Raw genomic sequence first — 15,131 nt, 5'->3', positions numbered from 1 at the left:
CGACTCGACCGACGCGACCGAGTCGACCGACAAAGACGCAGCGGAGGATTTCGAGATCATCGACGCCGTGGCCTTCGCCACGCAGACTCTGCTCCCTGCGCTGCAGGATCGCGGAGCACTCTCGACCGAACACCGCCTGCCCTCGATCACCCTCCACCCGACATGCTCGTCGACCCAGCTGGGAATCAACGAGGACCTGAGCGCGCTCGCCGGGTCCATCGCCGATGAGGTCAGCGTGCCCGATTCCTGGGGCTGCTGTGCCTTCGCGGGGGATCGGGGAATGCTCCATCCCGAGCTCACCGCCTCGGCGACGAAGGACGAAGCCGCCGAGGTCGAATCGATCGGCGCGGACATTCACGCGTCGACGAACAGGACGTGTGAGATCGGGATGACTCGGGCGACGGGGAAGCCGTATCGCCACATTCTTGAAGCCCTCGACGAGCTCGTGAGTCAGGCCCGATTCTGATGCTGCCCGGGGTTCATCCGGATGCCGGGCATCCCTGGCGTCGGTGAGCCGCGTGTGATTCGATGCACATATGACTCAAGCATTGGAATCGCATCGCGCTCGCCTCGCCGCCGGAGAGATCTACAACGGACTGTGGATGATGTCGACGAGCCAGGAGCTGGCGAAGGTCGGATCGGCCGCAGGGTATGACTATGTGTGCCTTGATATGCAGCACGGTTTCACTCGCCCGACCGACGTTATGCGCCTCACCGATGCCATCCGGGCCAGTGGATCTGCCCTGGTCACTGCAAGAGTCTCAGCAAACCGCTTCACCGAGATCGGCATGCTCGCCGACGCCGGCGTCGAAGCCGTCATCGTGCCGCTCGTGTCCAACGTCGCCGAGGCCGAGGCCGCCGTTTCCGCACTCGACTATCCGAGCCGCGGAGGCGACCGCTCCTGGGGCCCGACCGCCGAACTCATGCACAACGCGGTCCAGGACACCCGAGACGAGCGTCCGCTTCTCTTCGTGATGATCGAGAACAAGGAAGGTCTGGCCAACGTCGAGAAGATCTGCGAAGTCCCAGGCATCGACGGTGTCTACGTCGGTCCCGCCGACCTCGCCTTCGCCGTCGATGCACTGCCAGGTCAGCCCAATGATGCCCACGCCGAGGCGCTCGTGCGGATCCGCACAGCAGCCGACAAAGCCGGGGTCGTCCCCGGCATTCACTGCGGTGACGGTGCGGAAGCCAAGGCCCGGAAGGAACAGGGATTCCGCTTCATCACCTCGGCGGGGGATATCGGTGCCGCTGGGCGCGCGTTCCGGGAGGACCTGGCGACGGCGCGAGGCTAGTCACCCCTCGATATCGACCACCGTCCGCAGTCCCTTGCTGGGGTCGGCGAATTCCTGCGCCAGGTCTGACAGTCCGATCGGGCCGCCGAGGATGCGGTCCCACGGCATGTTCTTGCCGTCTGCGGCCAGGAAGTCCACGGCTTCCTGCAGGTGGTGTGGTTCGAAATTGTGCACACCGGTGATGGTGCGCCACCCTCGCACGAGCTGTTCGGGATTGATCTCGATGTTCGGTCCAGGACTCACGCTTCCCGCGAGAACTGCGGTGCCGCCGATTCCAAGGCTGGCCACGCAGGTCTCCACACCCGCGGTGGTGCCGGAGAGTTCGAGTGCGACATCGACGTCTGTCGGCACCTCCTCTTCCAGGATCGTGCTCGCCCCGGCGAACAGGGCTAGGTCCTGGCGCTGCGGCGTCGGATCGAAGGCGAGCACCTCGGCGGCACCGCGGGACTGCGCGGCGGCCACCGCGGTGAGCCCCAGCATTCCGAGTCCGTTGACGAAGACACGACGGCCCCGCAGGTCACCGGCGGCCTCGAGCATCGCCATGACGGTGGCGACGGCGCACCCTGCCGTGGCGGCCACGGCGTCTGGCACCGAATCCGGCACCGGGATGACTGCCACGCCGGCCGGCAGGTGGATGTGGGAGGCGTAGGTGCCCGACAGCGCCCACCCGCTGTCGGTGGATTCGTGCCCGACCTTGGCCACCGACTGACATTTTGCGCTGAGCCCGCGCCCGCAGTTCTCGCAGGTCCCGCATACCGAGGTGACCGAGAAGACCACGCGTTGGCCGAGCGGGAGCCCAGACCGCGAATCCTCGACCACGCCGATGCCCTCGTGTCCGAGAACGGCGGGGCAGGCTCCGGGGCGACGCCCGCGCACGGTGTGACGATCCGAGCCGCAGACGGTGGCGGTGGTCAGGCGAATGAGGCTCTCGCCCTCGGCCAGTTCAGGGCGGTCGAAGGACTGGGTCTCGAACTGATCCCCGCCGAGCCAGACGACGGCTTCGACCGTGGCCGCGAAGACTTCAGCATCAAACGAGGCCACCGCATCCGCCGAGGTGTCGGCCGGGGAAGCCTGAACCGGTGACTGAGCTTGAGCCTGCGTTTGAACCTCCGCCGTCACTGGTTCACCGGGGCCGAGGTTGCATCCGAAGCTGGCAGGTCGACCAATGCATCGGGAAGCCCCGCAACGGAATCGAGCACCAGGTGGGCGCCCTCGGCAGCGAAGTCCTTCCGGCTCAGGTGACCGGTAAGCACACCCACCGAGGTGACTCCGGCACGCAGTGCCGACTGCACATCCGCCGAGGTGTCGCCGACGCTGACGACCGCGGCCGTTTCCTCGACGCCGAGTTCCTTCATGACTGTCTCGATCATGTCGGGTGCTGGCCGACCGGCCTCGACCTCGTCGCCGCAGGAGGAGGCGTCGAAGGTCTCGCCCTGCTGCCATCCCATGGAGGAGAAGATGAGATCGGCGATCTCCCGAGCGAACCCAGTCGTCAGAGCGACCTTGATGCCCTGCTCGCGCAGAGTCGCCAGCGCCTCCTCGATCCCGGGCAGCGGCTTCGGCGGATTGTCGGTGTAGGTGCGGCGCAGCTCCTGTCGGAACCATTCCCAGGTCTTCTCATGGAGTTCGTCATCGACCTCGACACCGCCGAGGCGGAGCAGATTTTCGATCGCCCACTTCTTCTCCGTGCCCATCCACTTCTGGAACACCTCGTCAGAGTAGTTCGCACCTTCGCGTTCCGTGGCCTCCCGCAGAACGCGGTAGACCTCGTCACGGTCGTCGATGGTGGTGCCGGCCATGTCGAAGATGGCGAGTTCAATCATGCTGTTTCTCCTTTTAGCTGGGACAGAGTGTGTGGGGTCGGGTATGTGAAACGGGGTATGTGAAAACGCAGGAGCGCCAACGAACAGCTGGACACCAGCGAATGGCTCGGCGTCAGCGCACGGCTTTGCGCAGCCACATCGACAGCGCTTCGACGGCGAGGACGACGGCGACCATGAGGATGAGGACCATGGTGACCACATCGAACTGGTTGACCCGCGAGGCGTTGAGCAGCAGGAATCCGATGCCTCCGGCGCCGACGACTCCGAGGAGTGTGGCCGAGCGGATGTTGTTGTCGAGCAGGTACATCGTGTGGGCGACGAAGGCCGGTGCCGCCTGGCGCAGTGTGGCTGAGAAGAACACCTGTGCTTCGCTGGCACCGGTCGCCCGCATCGCCTCCTGCACCTGAGTGTCCGTCTCCTCCAGCGAATCGGCGATGAGCTTCGAGAGCAGGCCGATCGCCCCGATGGACAGAGCCAGCGTGCCGGCGACCTCGCCCAGACCGGAGATGACGACGAAGATGATCGCGAGAATGAGCTCGGGAATGCCGCGCACGATCACGATGATCACCCTGAACGTCTGGTGCACATAGGCATTCGCCACGGCGTTTCGAGCGGCGAGGATGCCGATCGGTATCGCGAGGACAGCACCGATGAGCGTGGCCGCGAGCGAGATCTGGATCGTCACCAGCAGCTGTTCGAAGAGGTTGGACATGGACCCGCCGGCCGACGGCGGGAAGAACAGTGCCAGGGTCTGCGGCAGGTCGAGGATCCCCTGCGCGAGTGCCGACCAGGACACATCCACGCGCCACAGGGCCGCGACGGTGAAGACCACGATCAGTGCGACCGAGAGGAAACGTCTGATGCGAGCCGAACTCCACGGTGGTGTCAGGTGGAGATCGTTGACACCGGACTCGCGGCCGCGGTTGAGCAGACGATCGACCCAGGTGCCGCCGGTGATCCTCTGCCCGGCCGACCTCATCAGCGCAGCGCGAATAGCGCCGGAGACGAGCTCGAGGCCGATGCACAGCAGCAGGACGAGCACCGCCAGAGCCATGCCCCGCTGATAGTCCAGCGTCCGCAGAGAATCGGCGATCGCCAATCCGATGCCGCCCACGCCGACATAACCCAACAGCACCGAGGTGCGCAGATTGATGTCGAACCTGTGCAGCGCCGTTGCGATGAGCTGGGGCATCAGGGTCTGGGGGATGGCCGCCATGATCTGCTGTGCGCGACTGCCGCCGAGGGACTCCACGGACTCGCGTGGGCCGTCGTCGAGTTCTTCGATCGCGTCGGCGTAGAGTTTGGCGATCATGCCGACCGAATGGATGCCCATGGCGATGATGCCGGCCGTGGCTCCGAGCCCGAACATGCGCAGGAAGATGATCGCGAGCACCAAATCGGGGACTGCCCGAGCCAGCACCGTCAGTGCGCGAGCAACCCACTGCGAGGTGACACCCCACCGAGTCGGTCTGGCCGCAGCCAGAGCCACGGGAACGGAGAGTGCGACCGAGAGGAGCGTGGCAAGGAAGACGATGGCCAAGGTCTCGAACACCAGGGAGAGGGTCTCTGCCACAGGTGGGAAGTCGAGGGGGAACATGCGGGCGAAGAAGTTCACCGCATTGTCGAAGGAATCGACGATCGTCGCAATATCGATGCCAAGCGCACCGACGGACCACACGCCCCCGACGACCAAGGCGATCATGACGAGCGCGGCGGCGAGGCTGGACCCGGCCGGACGCGGACGTACTGGGACCTCGCGAACCTCAGGTGGGGCCTCGGTGAGCATGGACATCAGCGGGTGACACCGCTCGACATCGGGGTGCGGACGGAATCGGAATCGGAAGTGGACGTGGATGCGGAACCTGCCCCAGCCTCGGCGTCGGAGATGTCCATGCCGGAGACACTCGAATAGATCGTCGAAGCCTCTTCAGCACTGAGGCCCTGCGTGGTGCGGTCGAGGACCGCCTGGCCGTTGCGCAGGCCGATGATCCGATCGGCGAACTCGATGGCGAGCTGAACCTGGTGGAGCGAGGCGATGACGGTGAGGTCGTCCTCCTCGGCGATCTGGCGCAGCAGGTTGATCACGTCGAGCGCGGAGACGGGATCGAGCGAGGCCACCGGTTCATCGGCCAGCAAAACCGTCGGGTGCTGCATGAGCGCCCGGGCGATGGCCACGCGCTGCTGCTGACCGCCGGAGAGTGTATCCGCACGCTGATAAGCACGATCGGCCAAGCCGACCCGGTCGAGCTTCTCGATGGCTTCGCGGCGCACCGACTTCGGGTACATCATCAGCGAGATGCGCGGTCCCTTGAGTGAACCGAGCTGCCCGGCGCAGACATTCTCCAACACAGACATGGGGCCGACGAGGTTGAAGGACTGGAAGATCACGCCGATGTTCCGGCGCAGCTCCCGCAGCCCTCGTTTCCCCACCGAGTTCACGTCCTGGCCCAGGACACGCACCGTGCCCGAGGTGGGGGAGTGCAGGCCGTTGATGTGGCGCAGCAGCGTCGACTTGCCCGATCCGGACAGGCCGAGCAGAACGGTGACCCGGCCGGTGCGGAAGCCGACGTTGACGTCGTCGAGTCCGAGGACTCCGCCGCCGAAGTCCTTTGTCACATGGTCGAGTTGGACTGAGTAGATATCGTCGATCTCTCGCTGGAGTTCAGTGGTCATGAGTGCGTCTCCTAGCCGACGTTCTTGCAGGCATCTGCCTGGGTGGCATCGCAGATGTCGCGGATGGAATCGAAGTCTGAGTCCTCGACGGGCTTGTAGCCGTATTCGATCTCCTCAGGTAGGACGCAGTCGTCCTCGGAGGAGCAGATGCCGGCGTCGACCATGGCCGGAACGTTGGCCTTCTCACGCAGGATGGTCGTGATCTGCTTGGCCAGCTCAGGGTCCATAGACTCGTTGTTGACAGCGATCGGGTCCTCGGTGATGGGCTCGGACTCCCATGCGGGCTCCAGGCTGCCGGGCTTGACCTGGTCGGATTCCTCGAGCGTCTTGAGCATGGTGTCGTGGGCGAAGGCCGCATCGCATTCGCCGGAGTCCAGGGACAGCAGCGAGGCGTCATGACCGCCGGTCAGGACCTGTTCCATGTCCTTCTCCATGTCGAGACCTTCATCCATGATCCCCTTCATCGGCACGAGGTAGCCCGAGGTGGAGGCCTTGTCGACGAAGCAGACCTTCTTGCCCTTGAGATCGCTCAGGCCCTTGATGTCCGAGCCCTTCTTGACGTAGGCAAGCGAGGTGTAGGCCGGATCCTTCTTCGGATCGCTCGTCGGAGCAGCCGCGGGCTCCATGTCGATGCCGGAGTCCTTGGCGATGACATAGGCGAACGGACCGAACGAGGCGGCATCGATCTGGCCGGCCCGCATTCCTTCGATCACCGCTGCATAATCGGAGGCATTCTGGAACTCGACCGTCTTGCCGGTCTCCTCCTCGAGCAGTGCGGTGACGTTTTCGAAGGTCGATTCCAACGTGGACGATGACTCGGCGGGGACTGCGGCAAAGGTGATGGTGTCGCCGTCGTCGCCGGAGGAACCGCAAGCGGCGAGCAGCGGGAGTGCGAGCGCTGCGGCCGTGAGTGAGCGGACGGTGCGGGAGCGGAAGCGTGGGAACAGGGCCATGGGCGGCCTGCCTTTCGAGTGGTCGGGGTGATCGCTTGGCTTCATTCTTCGACACCTCGAATCAACATGTCTATACAATTCGACCCTGTTCACCGATCGGACATGACAACTTCATCGGCGGTTGGGGCGAGGGGCTTCGAATGTGGTGCCGGTCTCAGGTGGAGGGCCGTGCGTCTGTCTCGGCCGGGTAGCCGCCGAGGATGCGGTCCGCGATCCCAAACGACAGAGTCATCCCGATCCCCGAGGTGACCACGGCGACCGTCGTTCGCGCGTCAGGGCGCTCGAGGATCAGATTCGTCTCGGTGCTGTCGGCATACTGGCCCAGCCACCGCTGGCGAACCACGGGTTCATCGATGCCGAGGATGCTGGTGGCGCGATCAAGCAGCAGATCCCCGACGCGTGCGTCGATGAAGGGCTCGGGGCTGAGGTCATAGGCGTGGGAGTCGCCGATGAGCAGTCCGCCGGGGATATCGGTGACCATGAGGTTGGCGATGACATCGACGAGCTCCGGCTCCCGCTGCGTCAGATCCTCACGCAGTGCCGATGCTCCCGGCATGGCGGCGAACCCGTCGTAACGGGCCAATGAGGTGCCCGTGAGCATGGCGAACCCGCTCGGGATCCGTTGCGGTCGCTCGATTAGGGACATTGCCAGCGTGCAGATGCGCACCCCGTGCGCCTCGGCGATCTCCGGGAACAGGGAGGTGAGCTGATAGCCGGGGCAGACGACGACCTGCTCACCGTGGACATCGCCACGGTTGGTGGACACGGTGCCGTCGCCCACCTCGGTGACGGTAGTGTTCCACGTGAATTCGACACCCTCTCCAGCCAGCCACTCGGCAAGGGCGGGGGCTGCCTCACGTGGGTCGACGCGCATATCCAGGGGCAGGTGAGCCCCACCGATGGCGCCCAGGCTCGGGTTCCCGATGGCCGCCGCCACCTCCTCGGCGCTGAGCATCGTCGCCTGATCCGGACCCCGGTGATCGGCGAACTCCTGGAGGACGCGCAGTTCCGGTTCGGTCATGGCAGGGATGAAGGACCCGGTCTCTGCCGCCCAGATCCCGGTCGCGGCGGCGGCTTCCAGCCAGCCGGCTCGAGACGCCATCGCCAGATCCTGAGCGTCATCGGCCTGCCCAGTGAAGCAGGCGTGCCCGAAGTTCTGGATCGATGAGCCCACGGGGCGGGCGGAACGGTCGATGACACGGACGCTGCGGCCCTGACGGTGTGCGCGGAATGCGGTGGCCAGGCCCAGAATTCCGGAACCTACGATGATGAGATCAGTTTTCGACATTCCCCCATCTTGGTCGCTTGTTGTCGTACGATGAACACATGTATGTACAAGTTTGGCGATTGTTCACCTGAACGTGACGTTGCGCTTCTCGGCCGGCACTCCCGGTTCATTCGCCCCGAATAGGAAGGAAGAGACGCCGCCGATCGGAGAACACGACGACCTCGAGCAGCGCAGCGCACGGCAAGCACAGCACCACGGCAGCACAGTTGGAAGCACGTGTCCCCATCCCCGACCCCGACGAGGCCAGCACACATGACTCAGCAGCGCACACGACAGCAGTACGACGAAATCGCCCACTATCTGCGAACTGCGATTCGCGAGGGGTATTTCCAGCCCGGCGACGAACTGCCCTCGGAAGCGGAACTGACCCGGAAGTTCACCAGCTCCCGCGGCCCGGTTCGACAGGCGATGTCGACACTGCGGACCGAGGGCCTGATCTCTTCGGGACGCGGGCGCCGGACGGTCGTATTGGACAATGTGCCCACACAGTCCTTCGACGACATCATCTCCTTCTCCCAGTGGTGCCACAATGCCGACATCGTCCCAGGCCAGCGCACCCAATGGGTGACCCGCAGGCCCGCCGAGAAGTCGCTGGCCGCAAGTCTGCGGATCCCAGACGGTGACCCGGTCGTCTCCGTCTTCCGGCTCCGCCTCATGGACGATGTGCCCACCATGGTCGAGCGCTTGAACTACCCCCTCGAATTCGGGCGCCACGTTCTCGCTTTCGATACCGACTCCGGTTCGATCTACCAGGAACTCATCGACCAGGGCGTCGACATCAGCCGAACCTCGCGAACCATCGATGCGATCGGTGCCAACGAAGACGACGCCACACTGCTCGAAGTTCCCGTCGGCACACCGCTGCTGCGAGTCCGTCGCCGCGCATTCACCGGCGCGGGCGCGCTGATCGAGTCCTCTGACGACCGCTACCTTCCGTGGAAGGCCAGCTTTACGATGAACTCCACCCGGGGAAACCCCAGCTCGATGGCATTGACGTCGACCAACCTCGGCGACATCTGAGGTTCACCGCTCCGTAGTAGGCTCACAACCAACGCATCGTCAACCAACGCATCGTCTGCTGGAAGGAACCGATCATGGCCGAGAACAACCACGACGCCGATTCGCACGAACACATGGACCTCCTCGTCATCGGATGGGGCAAGGGCGGAAAGACCCTGGCCGGGACCATGGCCAGAGCCGGCAAGCGCGTCGCCGTCGTCGAGCAGTCGGATGCCATGATCGGCGGATCCTGCATCAACATCGCCTGCATCCCCACGAAGATCCTGGTCCACGACGCGGAGAACAAACGCGATGACGACGACACTGACGAGTACTTCGCGAAGGCCGTGAAGCGCCGCGACACCTTGACCGGGGCGATGCGGAAGAAGAACTTCTCCATGCTCGACGACCTCGACTCGGTTCTCCTGGTCTCCGGTCGTGCCGAGTTCACCGGCGAACGCGAAGTCCTCGTCACCGGCGGTGACGACACCATGCAGATCACCGCGGACACCGTCGTCGTCAACACCGGCTCGCTCGCAAACATCCCACCCATTGACGGAGCGAAGCTCGGCGGTCGCATCTACGACTCGGAGGCCCTGCAGCACGTCTCCCCGTTCCCCAAACGCCTGGTCGTCGTCGGCGGTGGATACATCGGACTCGAGTTCGCATCGATGTTCACTCACTTCGGCTCCCAGGTCACCGTCCTCGACCGCGGACAGCGCCCGCTGGCCAATGAGGATGCCGACGTCGCCGAGGTGGTCGCTCAGGCTCTGGCCGATGACGGAGTCACGATCATCAACGAAGCATCCGTGACCGCTGTTGCCGATGGAACCGATCAGGCCACCGTGACCTACGAGGTCGGTGGCGAAGAGAAGCAGGTCGACGCCGAGGCTGTCCTCCTGGCCGTTGGCCGTGCGCCAACAACCGAGGGCCTGGGCCTGGGCAAGGCCGGGATCGAGACCGACAAGCGCGGCTTCATCACGGTCGACGAGCACCTGCGCACCTCGGCCGAAGGCGTCTACGCCGTCGGCGACGTCAATGGCGGACCGATGTTCACCTACATCTCTCTCGACGACAATCGGATCCTCGCCGATCAGCTGCTCGGCGACGGCAAGCGGACGACCGCGGACCGCAGCGCAGTGCCGTACACGATGTTCCTCACCCCGCCCGTGGCACGCGTGGGGCTGAGCGAGGCCGCCGCCCGCGAGCAGGGCTATGACGTCAAGGTCGGAGCGAAGGCGATGGCCGACATCGCTGCAGCACCCAGGGCGAAGATCGAAGGTGACCCGCGCGGCATCGTGAAGTTCGTCGTCGACGGGGCAACGGACCACATCCTCGGCGCCGCACTCGTCCACGTGCACTCGCAGGAGGTCATCAACACCGTGGCCCTGGCGATGCGCCACAACGTCACCGCCACCGAGCTGCGCGACACGATCTACACCCACCCCTCGGCGACGGAAGCTCTCAATGAGGTGCTCGGGGTTGTGAAGTAGGGGCGCTGCAACCAGTGGAATACTCCGCTCAGTATCAAGGTTGCTGAATAATGGCACATGCCGCAGATTCCGCCCCGTAGAGAGATTGATAGATGAGCACTTTAGTGATTGTGGGAGCAGGACCAGGGCTCGGCCTCAGCCTTGCTGAGAAGTTCGGCAAGAAGGACTTCAATGTGGCTTTGATCGCCAGGAACCAAGATCGTCTCGACACTCTCCAGGCTTCGTTGACTGACATGAATATCAAGAGCGCGGGCTTTTCTGCTGACGTGACGAACGAACAGCAGATCGCGGATGCGTTCACTCAGGTGCGGGAGACATTCGGCCAGATCGATGTGCTCGTCTACAACGCCGGGGTGATCGCGCCGGTATCTGCCGCGGAGACAACGGCCGATATCGCGAACCAGCACATGCAGGTGAATATCATCGGCGGAATCTCCAGCGCGCAGCAGGTGATTCCCGAGATGATCGAACGGAAGCAGGGAACCATCTTCTTCACCGGTGGTGGAGCTTCAGAGCTGACGGTGACCCCCATCCTGACCACTTTGAGCATCGGCAAGTCCGGACTGCGCAGTTACGCTCATTGCCTTCATGATGAGCTGCAGGATCAGGGCGTCTACGTGGGCATGCTGTCGATTGCCGGAGTGATTGAGGAAGGCACCTATTTCTCAGCCGACAACATCGCGGACGAATACCTTGATATGTACGAGAAGCAGGATGTCGCAGAGCGCTTCTACGTCGATGAATCGGAGGATTCAGACGCAGTCCTCAAAGACACGTACACCAGTGAGGGCCAAGCTTGAGCACTCGGCTCTGCTTCGTCCCTAGCCTGTGACCGTGACCGCTAATAAAGTGGGTTCATGGCGCATCCGCAGATGTTCGATGACGACGACCCGCAGCTGGCCCGCCTGCGTAAGACCGCGCTGAGCCTTCCCGAGGCGCAGGAGAAGGTCTCGCATGGGCGGCCCGCGTTCTTCACGAAGAAGATCTTCGCGCACTTCGGAGGCACGCGGAAGCTCGTCACCGGTGGAATGGAGCAGCATCCGCAAGCCCTGCTCATCTTGCCCGATCCGATGGACGCCGAGGTGCTGATGGAGCGACCCGATGCCTTCGTTCCCATGTACCTGGGTCCCACCGGTTGGATCGGCTTGGAACTCGAGACCCTCGACGAGAATGACCTCAGTGATCTGCTCACCGATTCCTACCGAAATACCGCACCTGCCGGTGTCGTCCGCAAATTGTCCGCGAAGGACTGAAATGCCCGCGAAGGACTAGGCAACCCCTCGTCCGCCAGCTGGGTACTGTGACGCAGCCGGCGAGAGGCCGGATATTCTCGGACACATGAACAACCGCATCGTCATCACCACCGACTACCTCCGCCCGGGCGACACCGTCGACACGATGCTGCGAGATCGCGGCCTCGAACCGGTCTACTCGCCGGCGGGCGGAACTCGCACGGACGAAGAGAAGCTGGCTCTGTTCGAAGGAGCCGTCGGTGCAATCGCTGCGAGTGAACCGGTCGCGCGTGACATGCTCGCGACCTCCCCAATGCTGAAGGTCATCGCCCGGGCAGGGGTGGGCTATGACAACGTCGACATCGATGCGGCGGCCGAGCTCGGCATCCGCGTGTGCAACACACCAGGGGTCAACCACCACGCCGTCGCCGAGCTGGCGCTCGCACTCATGCTCGCCTGCGCTCGCCGACTCAACACCGTGCTGGCTGGAGTGGACGACGGCGGATGGCCACGCGAGGCCGGAACCGAACTGCGGGGCAAGAGTCTCGGCGTCATCGGATACGGACCCAGCGGCAAAGCGATCGCTGCCCTCGGTGTTGCGCTGGGAATGCGAGTCCTCGTCTCCACAGCCCACCCCGACTCCGAGCAGTCATCGGGCATCGAATTCGCCGATTTCGACACGACAATCAAAGCCGCCGACTACCTGTCTCTCCACAGCAGAGCGGGCAAGGGTGACCCGATCATCGACGCCGCGAGCCTCTCTGCGATGAAGAACTCGGCGATCCTCATCAACACTGCACGCGGCTCCCTCGTCGACGAAGCTGCTCTCGTCGAAGCGCTCAAGACAGGCGAGATCGCCGGCGCCGGACTCGACGTTCTGCAACGCGAACCCATGGTCGAGGACAACCCGCTGCGAACGATGAGCAACGTCGTCATCACCTCCCACCTCGCCGGGCAGACGCTGGAGGCACGCGAACGCGCCGGGGTCGCGGCGGCTCAAGCCATCATCGATGTCCTCGACGGAAAAACTCCACAGGGCACAGTCGTCTGACTAAGCTCTGGCCGGAACCACCTCGGCGGTCATAGGGTTGGGGCATGTCCACTTCAGAGCACAGCTCAGCGATTCCGACCCTCGAACTCAACGACGGGGCCAGCATCCCGCAGATCGGCCTCGGCACCTACGCCATGCACGACGCAGAGGGCGTCGGAGCGATCATCGCCGGCATCGACAACGGCTATCGACTCCTCGATACCGCGGTCAACTATAAGAATGAGCGCGAAGTCGGCCAGGCCGTCATCGACTCCAAGGTGGGCCGGGACGAACTCTTCATCACCAGCAAGGTCCCGGGCCGTCACCACGGCTTCGACGAAACGATCGCCAGCACCGAGGAATCCCTGGCCAGGCTCCAACTCGAGCGCCTCGACCTCCACCTCATCCACTGGCCCAACCCGAGCGTCGGCAAGTACGTCGACACCTGGCGCGGCCTCATCGAACTGCGCGAACGCGGACTGGTGACCTCGATCGGAGTCTCGAACTTCACCGAGGCGATGCTCCAGGAACTCATCGACGAAACCGGCGTGACCCCGGCGGTCAACCAGATCGAACTCCACCCCTACTTCCCGCAGAGCAAGCTCATCGAATTCCACAGATCGATCGGCGTCCAGACCGAATCCTGGTCACCGCTGTACCGCGACCAGGGTCTGTTCGACGAAGCCCCCATCGCCGAGGCTGCGGCTGCCCACGGAGTTCAGCCGGCTCAGGTGGTCCTGCGCTGGCACCTCGAGGTCGGCAGCCTGCCGATCCCGAAGTCGGCGAATCCTGAGAGGCAGCGGCTCAACGCCGATATCTTCGGCTTCAGCCTCACCTCCGCCGAGGTGGATGCCATCTCCGGTCTTGAGCGCGGTCGGATGAAGGGCAGAGACCCGCTGACCCACGAAGAGATGTGAGCGTTTTCCGCGGCTAGTGCGACTGAGCCGCTGTGAACACTTCGCCCAGCCCCATGCGGCTCGGGGTCGGCAACGACCGAGTGGCTGGGGAACCCTGTGACTCGAACGACTGGACCAGGTACGCGATGAGTCGTCGCGAAAGGTCCTGGGCATGCTCGGGCGGAGCCTCGCTGACGCCGCCGTTGGCGAGGAAGATCAGCATGAGGTCGCTGGGGTCGAAGTCGGGTCGGAGTTTGCCTGACTTCTGAGCACGTTCCACCAGGTCTGCGAAGACGGCTTCCGCATGCATGCGCTTCTCATCGATTCCTTGGCCCTCAGCAAATGCCGAGAGGAACGCCTCGGTGAACCCACGGTCCTCGATTTGCATCCGGCCGAGAGCTTCGACGAACGAGCAGAATCCGCGCCACGGGTCAGGGTCGGCCGCAGCCTTGGCGAGGACCGCTTCGCAATGAGTGAGTTGGGTGGCGAACACCTCGGTGATCAGGGACCGGCGGTCAGGGAAGCGTCGGAACAGGGTTGCCGCGCCCACTCCTGCTCGGCGGGCAATCGCCGTCATGGGCACATCGATACCGCGTTCGGCGAAGAGCTCCCGCGCCACCGTGAGAATGCGCGCCCTGTTGTCCGCGGCATCCGCACGCAGCTTCTGCGCGGGCACTTGTTGAGTTTCGATCTGAGTCGTCTCGGCCATTTCTTCTCTCACTTCCGGAAAAACGGAATGCGGCGATGGGATCACTGCTTAATCTACATGTAAGTGGAAACCACCTTCCACATATTGTGGAGAGTTGACGAGCGCCGAACGGCGCAGAGAAGAGACGCAGACATGAAGATTCTGATGTTCGGCCGCGGAGTCATTTCGACACTGTACGGATGGGCCCTGGAGAAGGCAGGGAACGAGGTCGACTTCTATGTCCGCCCCGGACGTGCCGCCGACTTCGGCTCCTCGGTCGACGTGGACATCAGGGACGGCCGTGCCTCTAGTAAAGGGAAGCCGGTTCAGGAGAATTGGCCCATCACGCTGCGAGAGGACCTCGAACCGGACCACGACTACGACCTCATCATCGTCAGCGTCAACCACGACCAGCTGGACAGCGCAGTCGACTTCCTCCAACCCCGAGTTGGCGGGGCCACAATCCTCATCTTCAACAACGTCTGGGCCGACCCTGCCGCTGCCATCTCGCGGCTGCCCCGTGAGCAGGTCGCATGGGGATTCCCTGGTGGCGGAGGTGGCTTTGACGTCACCACCCTGCATGGCGGATTCGCCAAAAGCATCTTCCTCGGCGATATCGACGGGTCGAGCCGCACCGACCGGCACCGCGTCGTCCGTGAACTCTTCACGAAGGCCGGATTCTCAATCTCCGACATCGCAGACTTCCGCAGCTGGCTCTGGTTCCACTTCATCCTCGACGCCGGAATCATGGTCGGATGGCT

At 64.0% G+C, this 15,131-nt stretch carries 15 protein-coding genes and 1 pseudogene; 9 read left to right on the top strand and 7 right to left on the bottom strand.

Going from position 1 to position 15,131, the window contains the following annotated elements; all coding sequences use genetic code 11:
* Together L0G76_RS08885 and L0G76_RS08880 are read left to right on the top strand one after the other, a co-directional pair.
* Positions 1 to 466: pseudogene (locus L0G76_RS08885) on the top strand (FAD-binding oxidoreductase); the annotation flags it as partial.
* 70 nt (positions 467 to 536) lie between these two features.
* Positions 537 to 1,295 carry an HpcH/HpaI aldolase family protein gene (locus L0G76_RS08880; protein WP_164743285.1) on the top strand — a complete coding sequence of 253 codons (759 nt, stop codon included), beginning with the start codon at positions 537 to 539 and terminating at the stop codon, positions 1,293 to 1,295.
* Here the strand turns inward: L0G76_RS08880 and L0G76_RS08875 are convergent, their stop codons facing one another.
* The 6 genes from L0G76_RS08875 to L0G76_RS08850 form a co-directional block, all read right to left on the bottom strand.
* Complete coding sequence (locus tag L0G76_RS08875; RefSeq protein ID WP_304356929.1) at positions 1,296 to 2,414, bottom strand: alcohol dehydrogenase catalytic domain-containing protein; 1,119 nt, start codon at positions 2,412 to 2,414, stop codon at positions 1,296 to 1,298. It lies immediately after the preceding gene.
* Positions 2,411 to 3,118, bottom strand: coding sequence for a phosphonatase-like hydrolase (locus L0G76_RS08870; RefSeq protein ID WP_304356928.1), 708 nt, complete (start codon positions 3,116 to 3,118; stop codon positions 2,411 to 2,413). The genes L0G76_RS08875 and L0G76_RS08870 overlap by 4 nt, the downstream gene beginning before the upstream one ends.
* 112 nt (positions 3,119 to 3,230) lie before the next feature.
* On the bottom strand, positions 3,231 to 4,904 hold the full coding sequence (phnE, locus tag L0G76_RS08865; RefSeq protein ID WP_304356927.1) for a phosphonate ABC transporter, permease protein PhnE: 1,674 nt from the start codon (positions 4,902 to 4,904) through the stop codon (positions 3,231 to 3,233).
* A gap of 5 nt (positions 4,905 to 4,909) precedes the next feature.
* Positions 4,910 to 5,791, bottom strand: a complete 882-nt coding sequence (gene phnC, locus L0G76_RS08860) for a phosphonate ABC transporter ATP-binding protein (protein WP_009882142.1) — start codon at positions 5,789 to 5,791, stop codon at positions 4,910 to 4,912.
* An 11-nt stretch (positions 5,792 to 5,802) separates the two neighbouring features.
* Positions 5,803 to 6,789, bottom strand: coding sequence for a phosphate/phosphite/phosphonate ABC transporter substrate-binding protein (locus tag L0G76_RS08855; RefSeq protein WP_197679688.1), 987 nt, complete (start codon positions 6,787 to 6,789; stop codon positions 5,803 to 5,805).
* 109 nt (positions 6,790 to 6,898) lie between these two features.
* Positions 6,899 to 8,032, bottom strand: a complete 1,134-nt coding sequence (locus L0G76_RS08850; protein WP_069599244.1) for a TIGR03364 family FAD-dependent oxidoreductase — start codon at positions 8,030 to 8,032, stop codon at positions 6,899 to 6,901.
* 252 nt (positions 8,033 to 8,284) lie between these two features.
* Here L0G76_RS08850 and L0G76_RS08845 point away from each other — a divergent pair, with 252 nt between their 5' ends.
* The 6 genes from L0G76_RS08845 (at position 8,285) to L0G76_RS08820 (ending at position 13,703) form a co-directional block, all read left to right on the top strand.
* Positions 8,285 to 9,052, top strand: a complete 768-nt coding sequence (locus tag L0G76_RS08845) for a GntR family transcriptional regulator (RefSeq protein ID WP_069599245.1) — start codon at positions 8,285 to 8,287, stop codon at positions 9,050 to 9,052.
* Between the two features lie 74 nt (positions 9,053 to 9,126).
* Positions 9,127 to 10,524 carry an FAD-dependent oxidoreductase gene (locus L0G76_RS08840; RefSeq protein ID WP_304356926.1) on the top strand — a complete coding sequence of 466 codons (1,398 nt, stop codon included), beginning with the start codon at positions 9,127 to 9,129 and terminating at the stop codon, positions 10,522 to 10,524.
* Between the two features lie 92 nt (positions 10,525 to 10,616).
* Entirely contained in the window at positions 10,617 to 11,324 is a 708-nt protein-coding gene (locus L0G76_RS08835; protein WP_029416699.1) for an SDR family NAD(P)-dependent oxidoreductase, read from the top strand.
* Between the two features lie 57 nt (positions 11,325 to 11,381).
* Positions 11,382 to 11,777: an MmcQ/YjbR family DNA-binding protein gene (locus tag L0G76_RS08830; protein WP_096145746.1), complete on the top strand. Its 396-nt coding sequence runs from the start codon at positions 11,382 to 11,384 to the stop codon at positions 11,775 to 11,777.
* Between the two features lie 85 nt (positions 11,778 to 11,862).
* A complete protein-coding gene (locus L0G76_RS08825; protein ID WP_009882153.1) occupies positions 11,863 to 12,807 on the top strand; it encodes an NAD(P)-dependent oxidoreductase in 945 nt (314 codons plus the stop codon).
* Between the two features lie 44 nt (positions 12,808 to 12,851).
* A complete protein-coding gene (locus L0G76_RS08820; RefSeq protein ID WP_096145744.1) occupies positions 12,852 to 13,703 on the top strand; it encodes an aldo/keto reductase in 852 nt (283 codons plus the stop codon).
* A 13-nt stretch (positions 13,704 to 13,716) separates the two neighbouring features.
* Here L0G76_RS08820 and L0G76_RS08815 read toward each other — a convergent pair whose 3' ends face one another.
* Positions 13,717 to 14,391 carry a TetR/AcrR family transcriptional regulator gene (locus tag L0G76_RS08815; protein WP_304356925.1) on the bottom strand — a complete coding sequence of 225 codons (675 nt, stop codon included), beginning with the start codon at positions 14,389 to 14,391 and terminating at the stop codon, positions 13,717 to 13,719.
* A gap of 132 nt (positions 14,392 to 14,523) precedes the next feature.
* Here L0G76_RS08815 and L0G76_RS08810 point away from each other — a divergent pair.
* Positions 14,524 to 15,131, top strand: a 608-nt coding sequence (locus tag L0G76_RS08810; RefSeq protein WP_304356924.1) for a ketopantoate reductase family protein, incomplete at its 3' end; no start/stop codon positions are given.

This window comes from Brevibacterium picturae (genome assembly GCF_030453725.1).
In the GTDB taxonomy this organism is placed as follows: domain Bacteria; phylum Actinomycetota; class Actinomycetes; order Actinomycetales; family Brevibacteriaceae; genus Brevibacterium; species Brevibacterium sandarakinum_A.
Note: the sequence above shows the minus strand (reverse complement) of the source record. Positions and strands in the feature narration are given on the sequence as shown.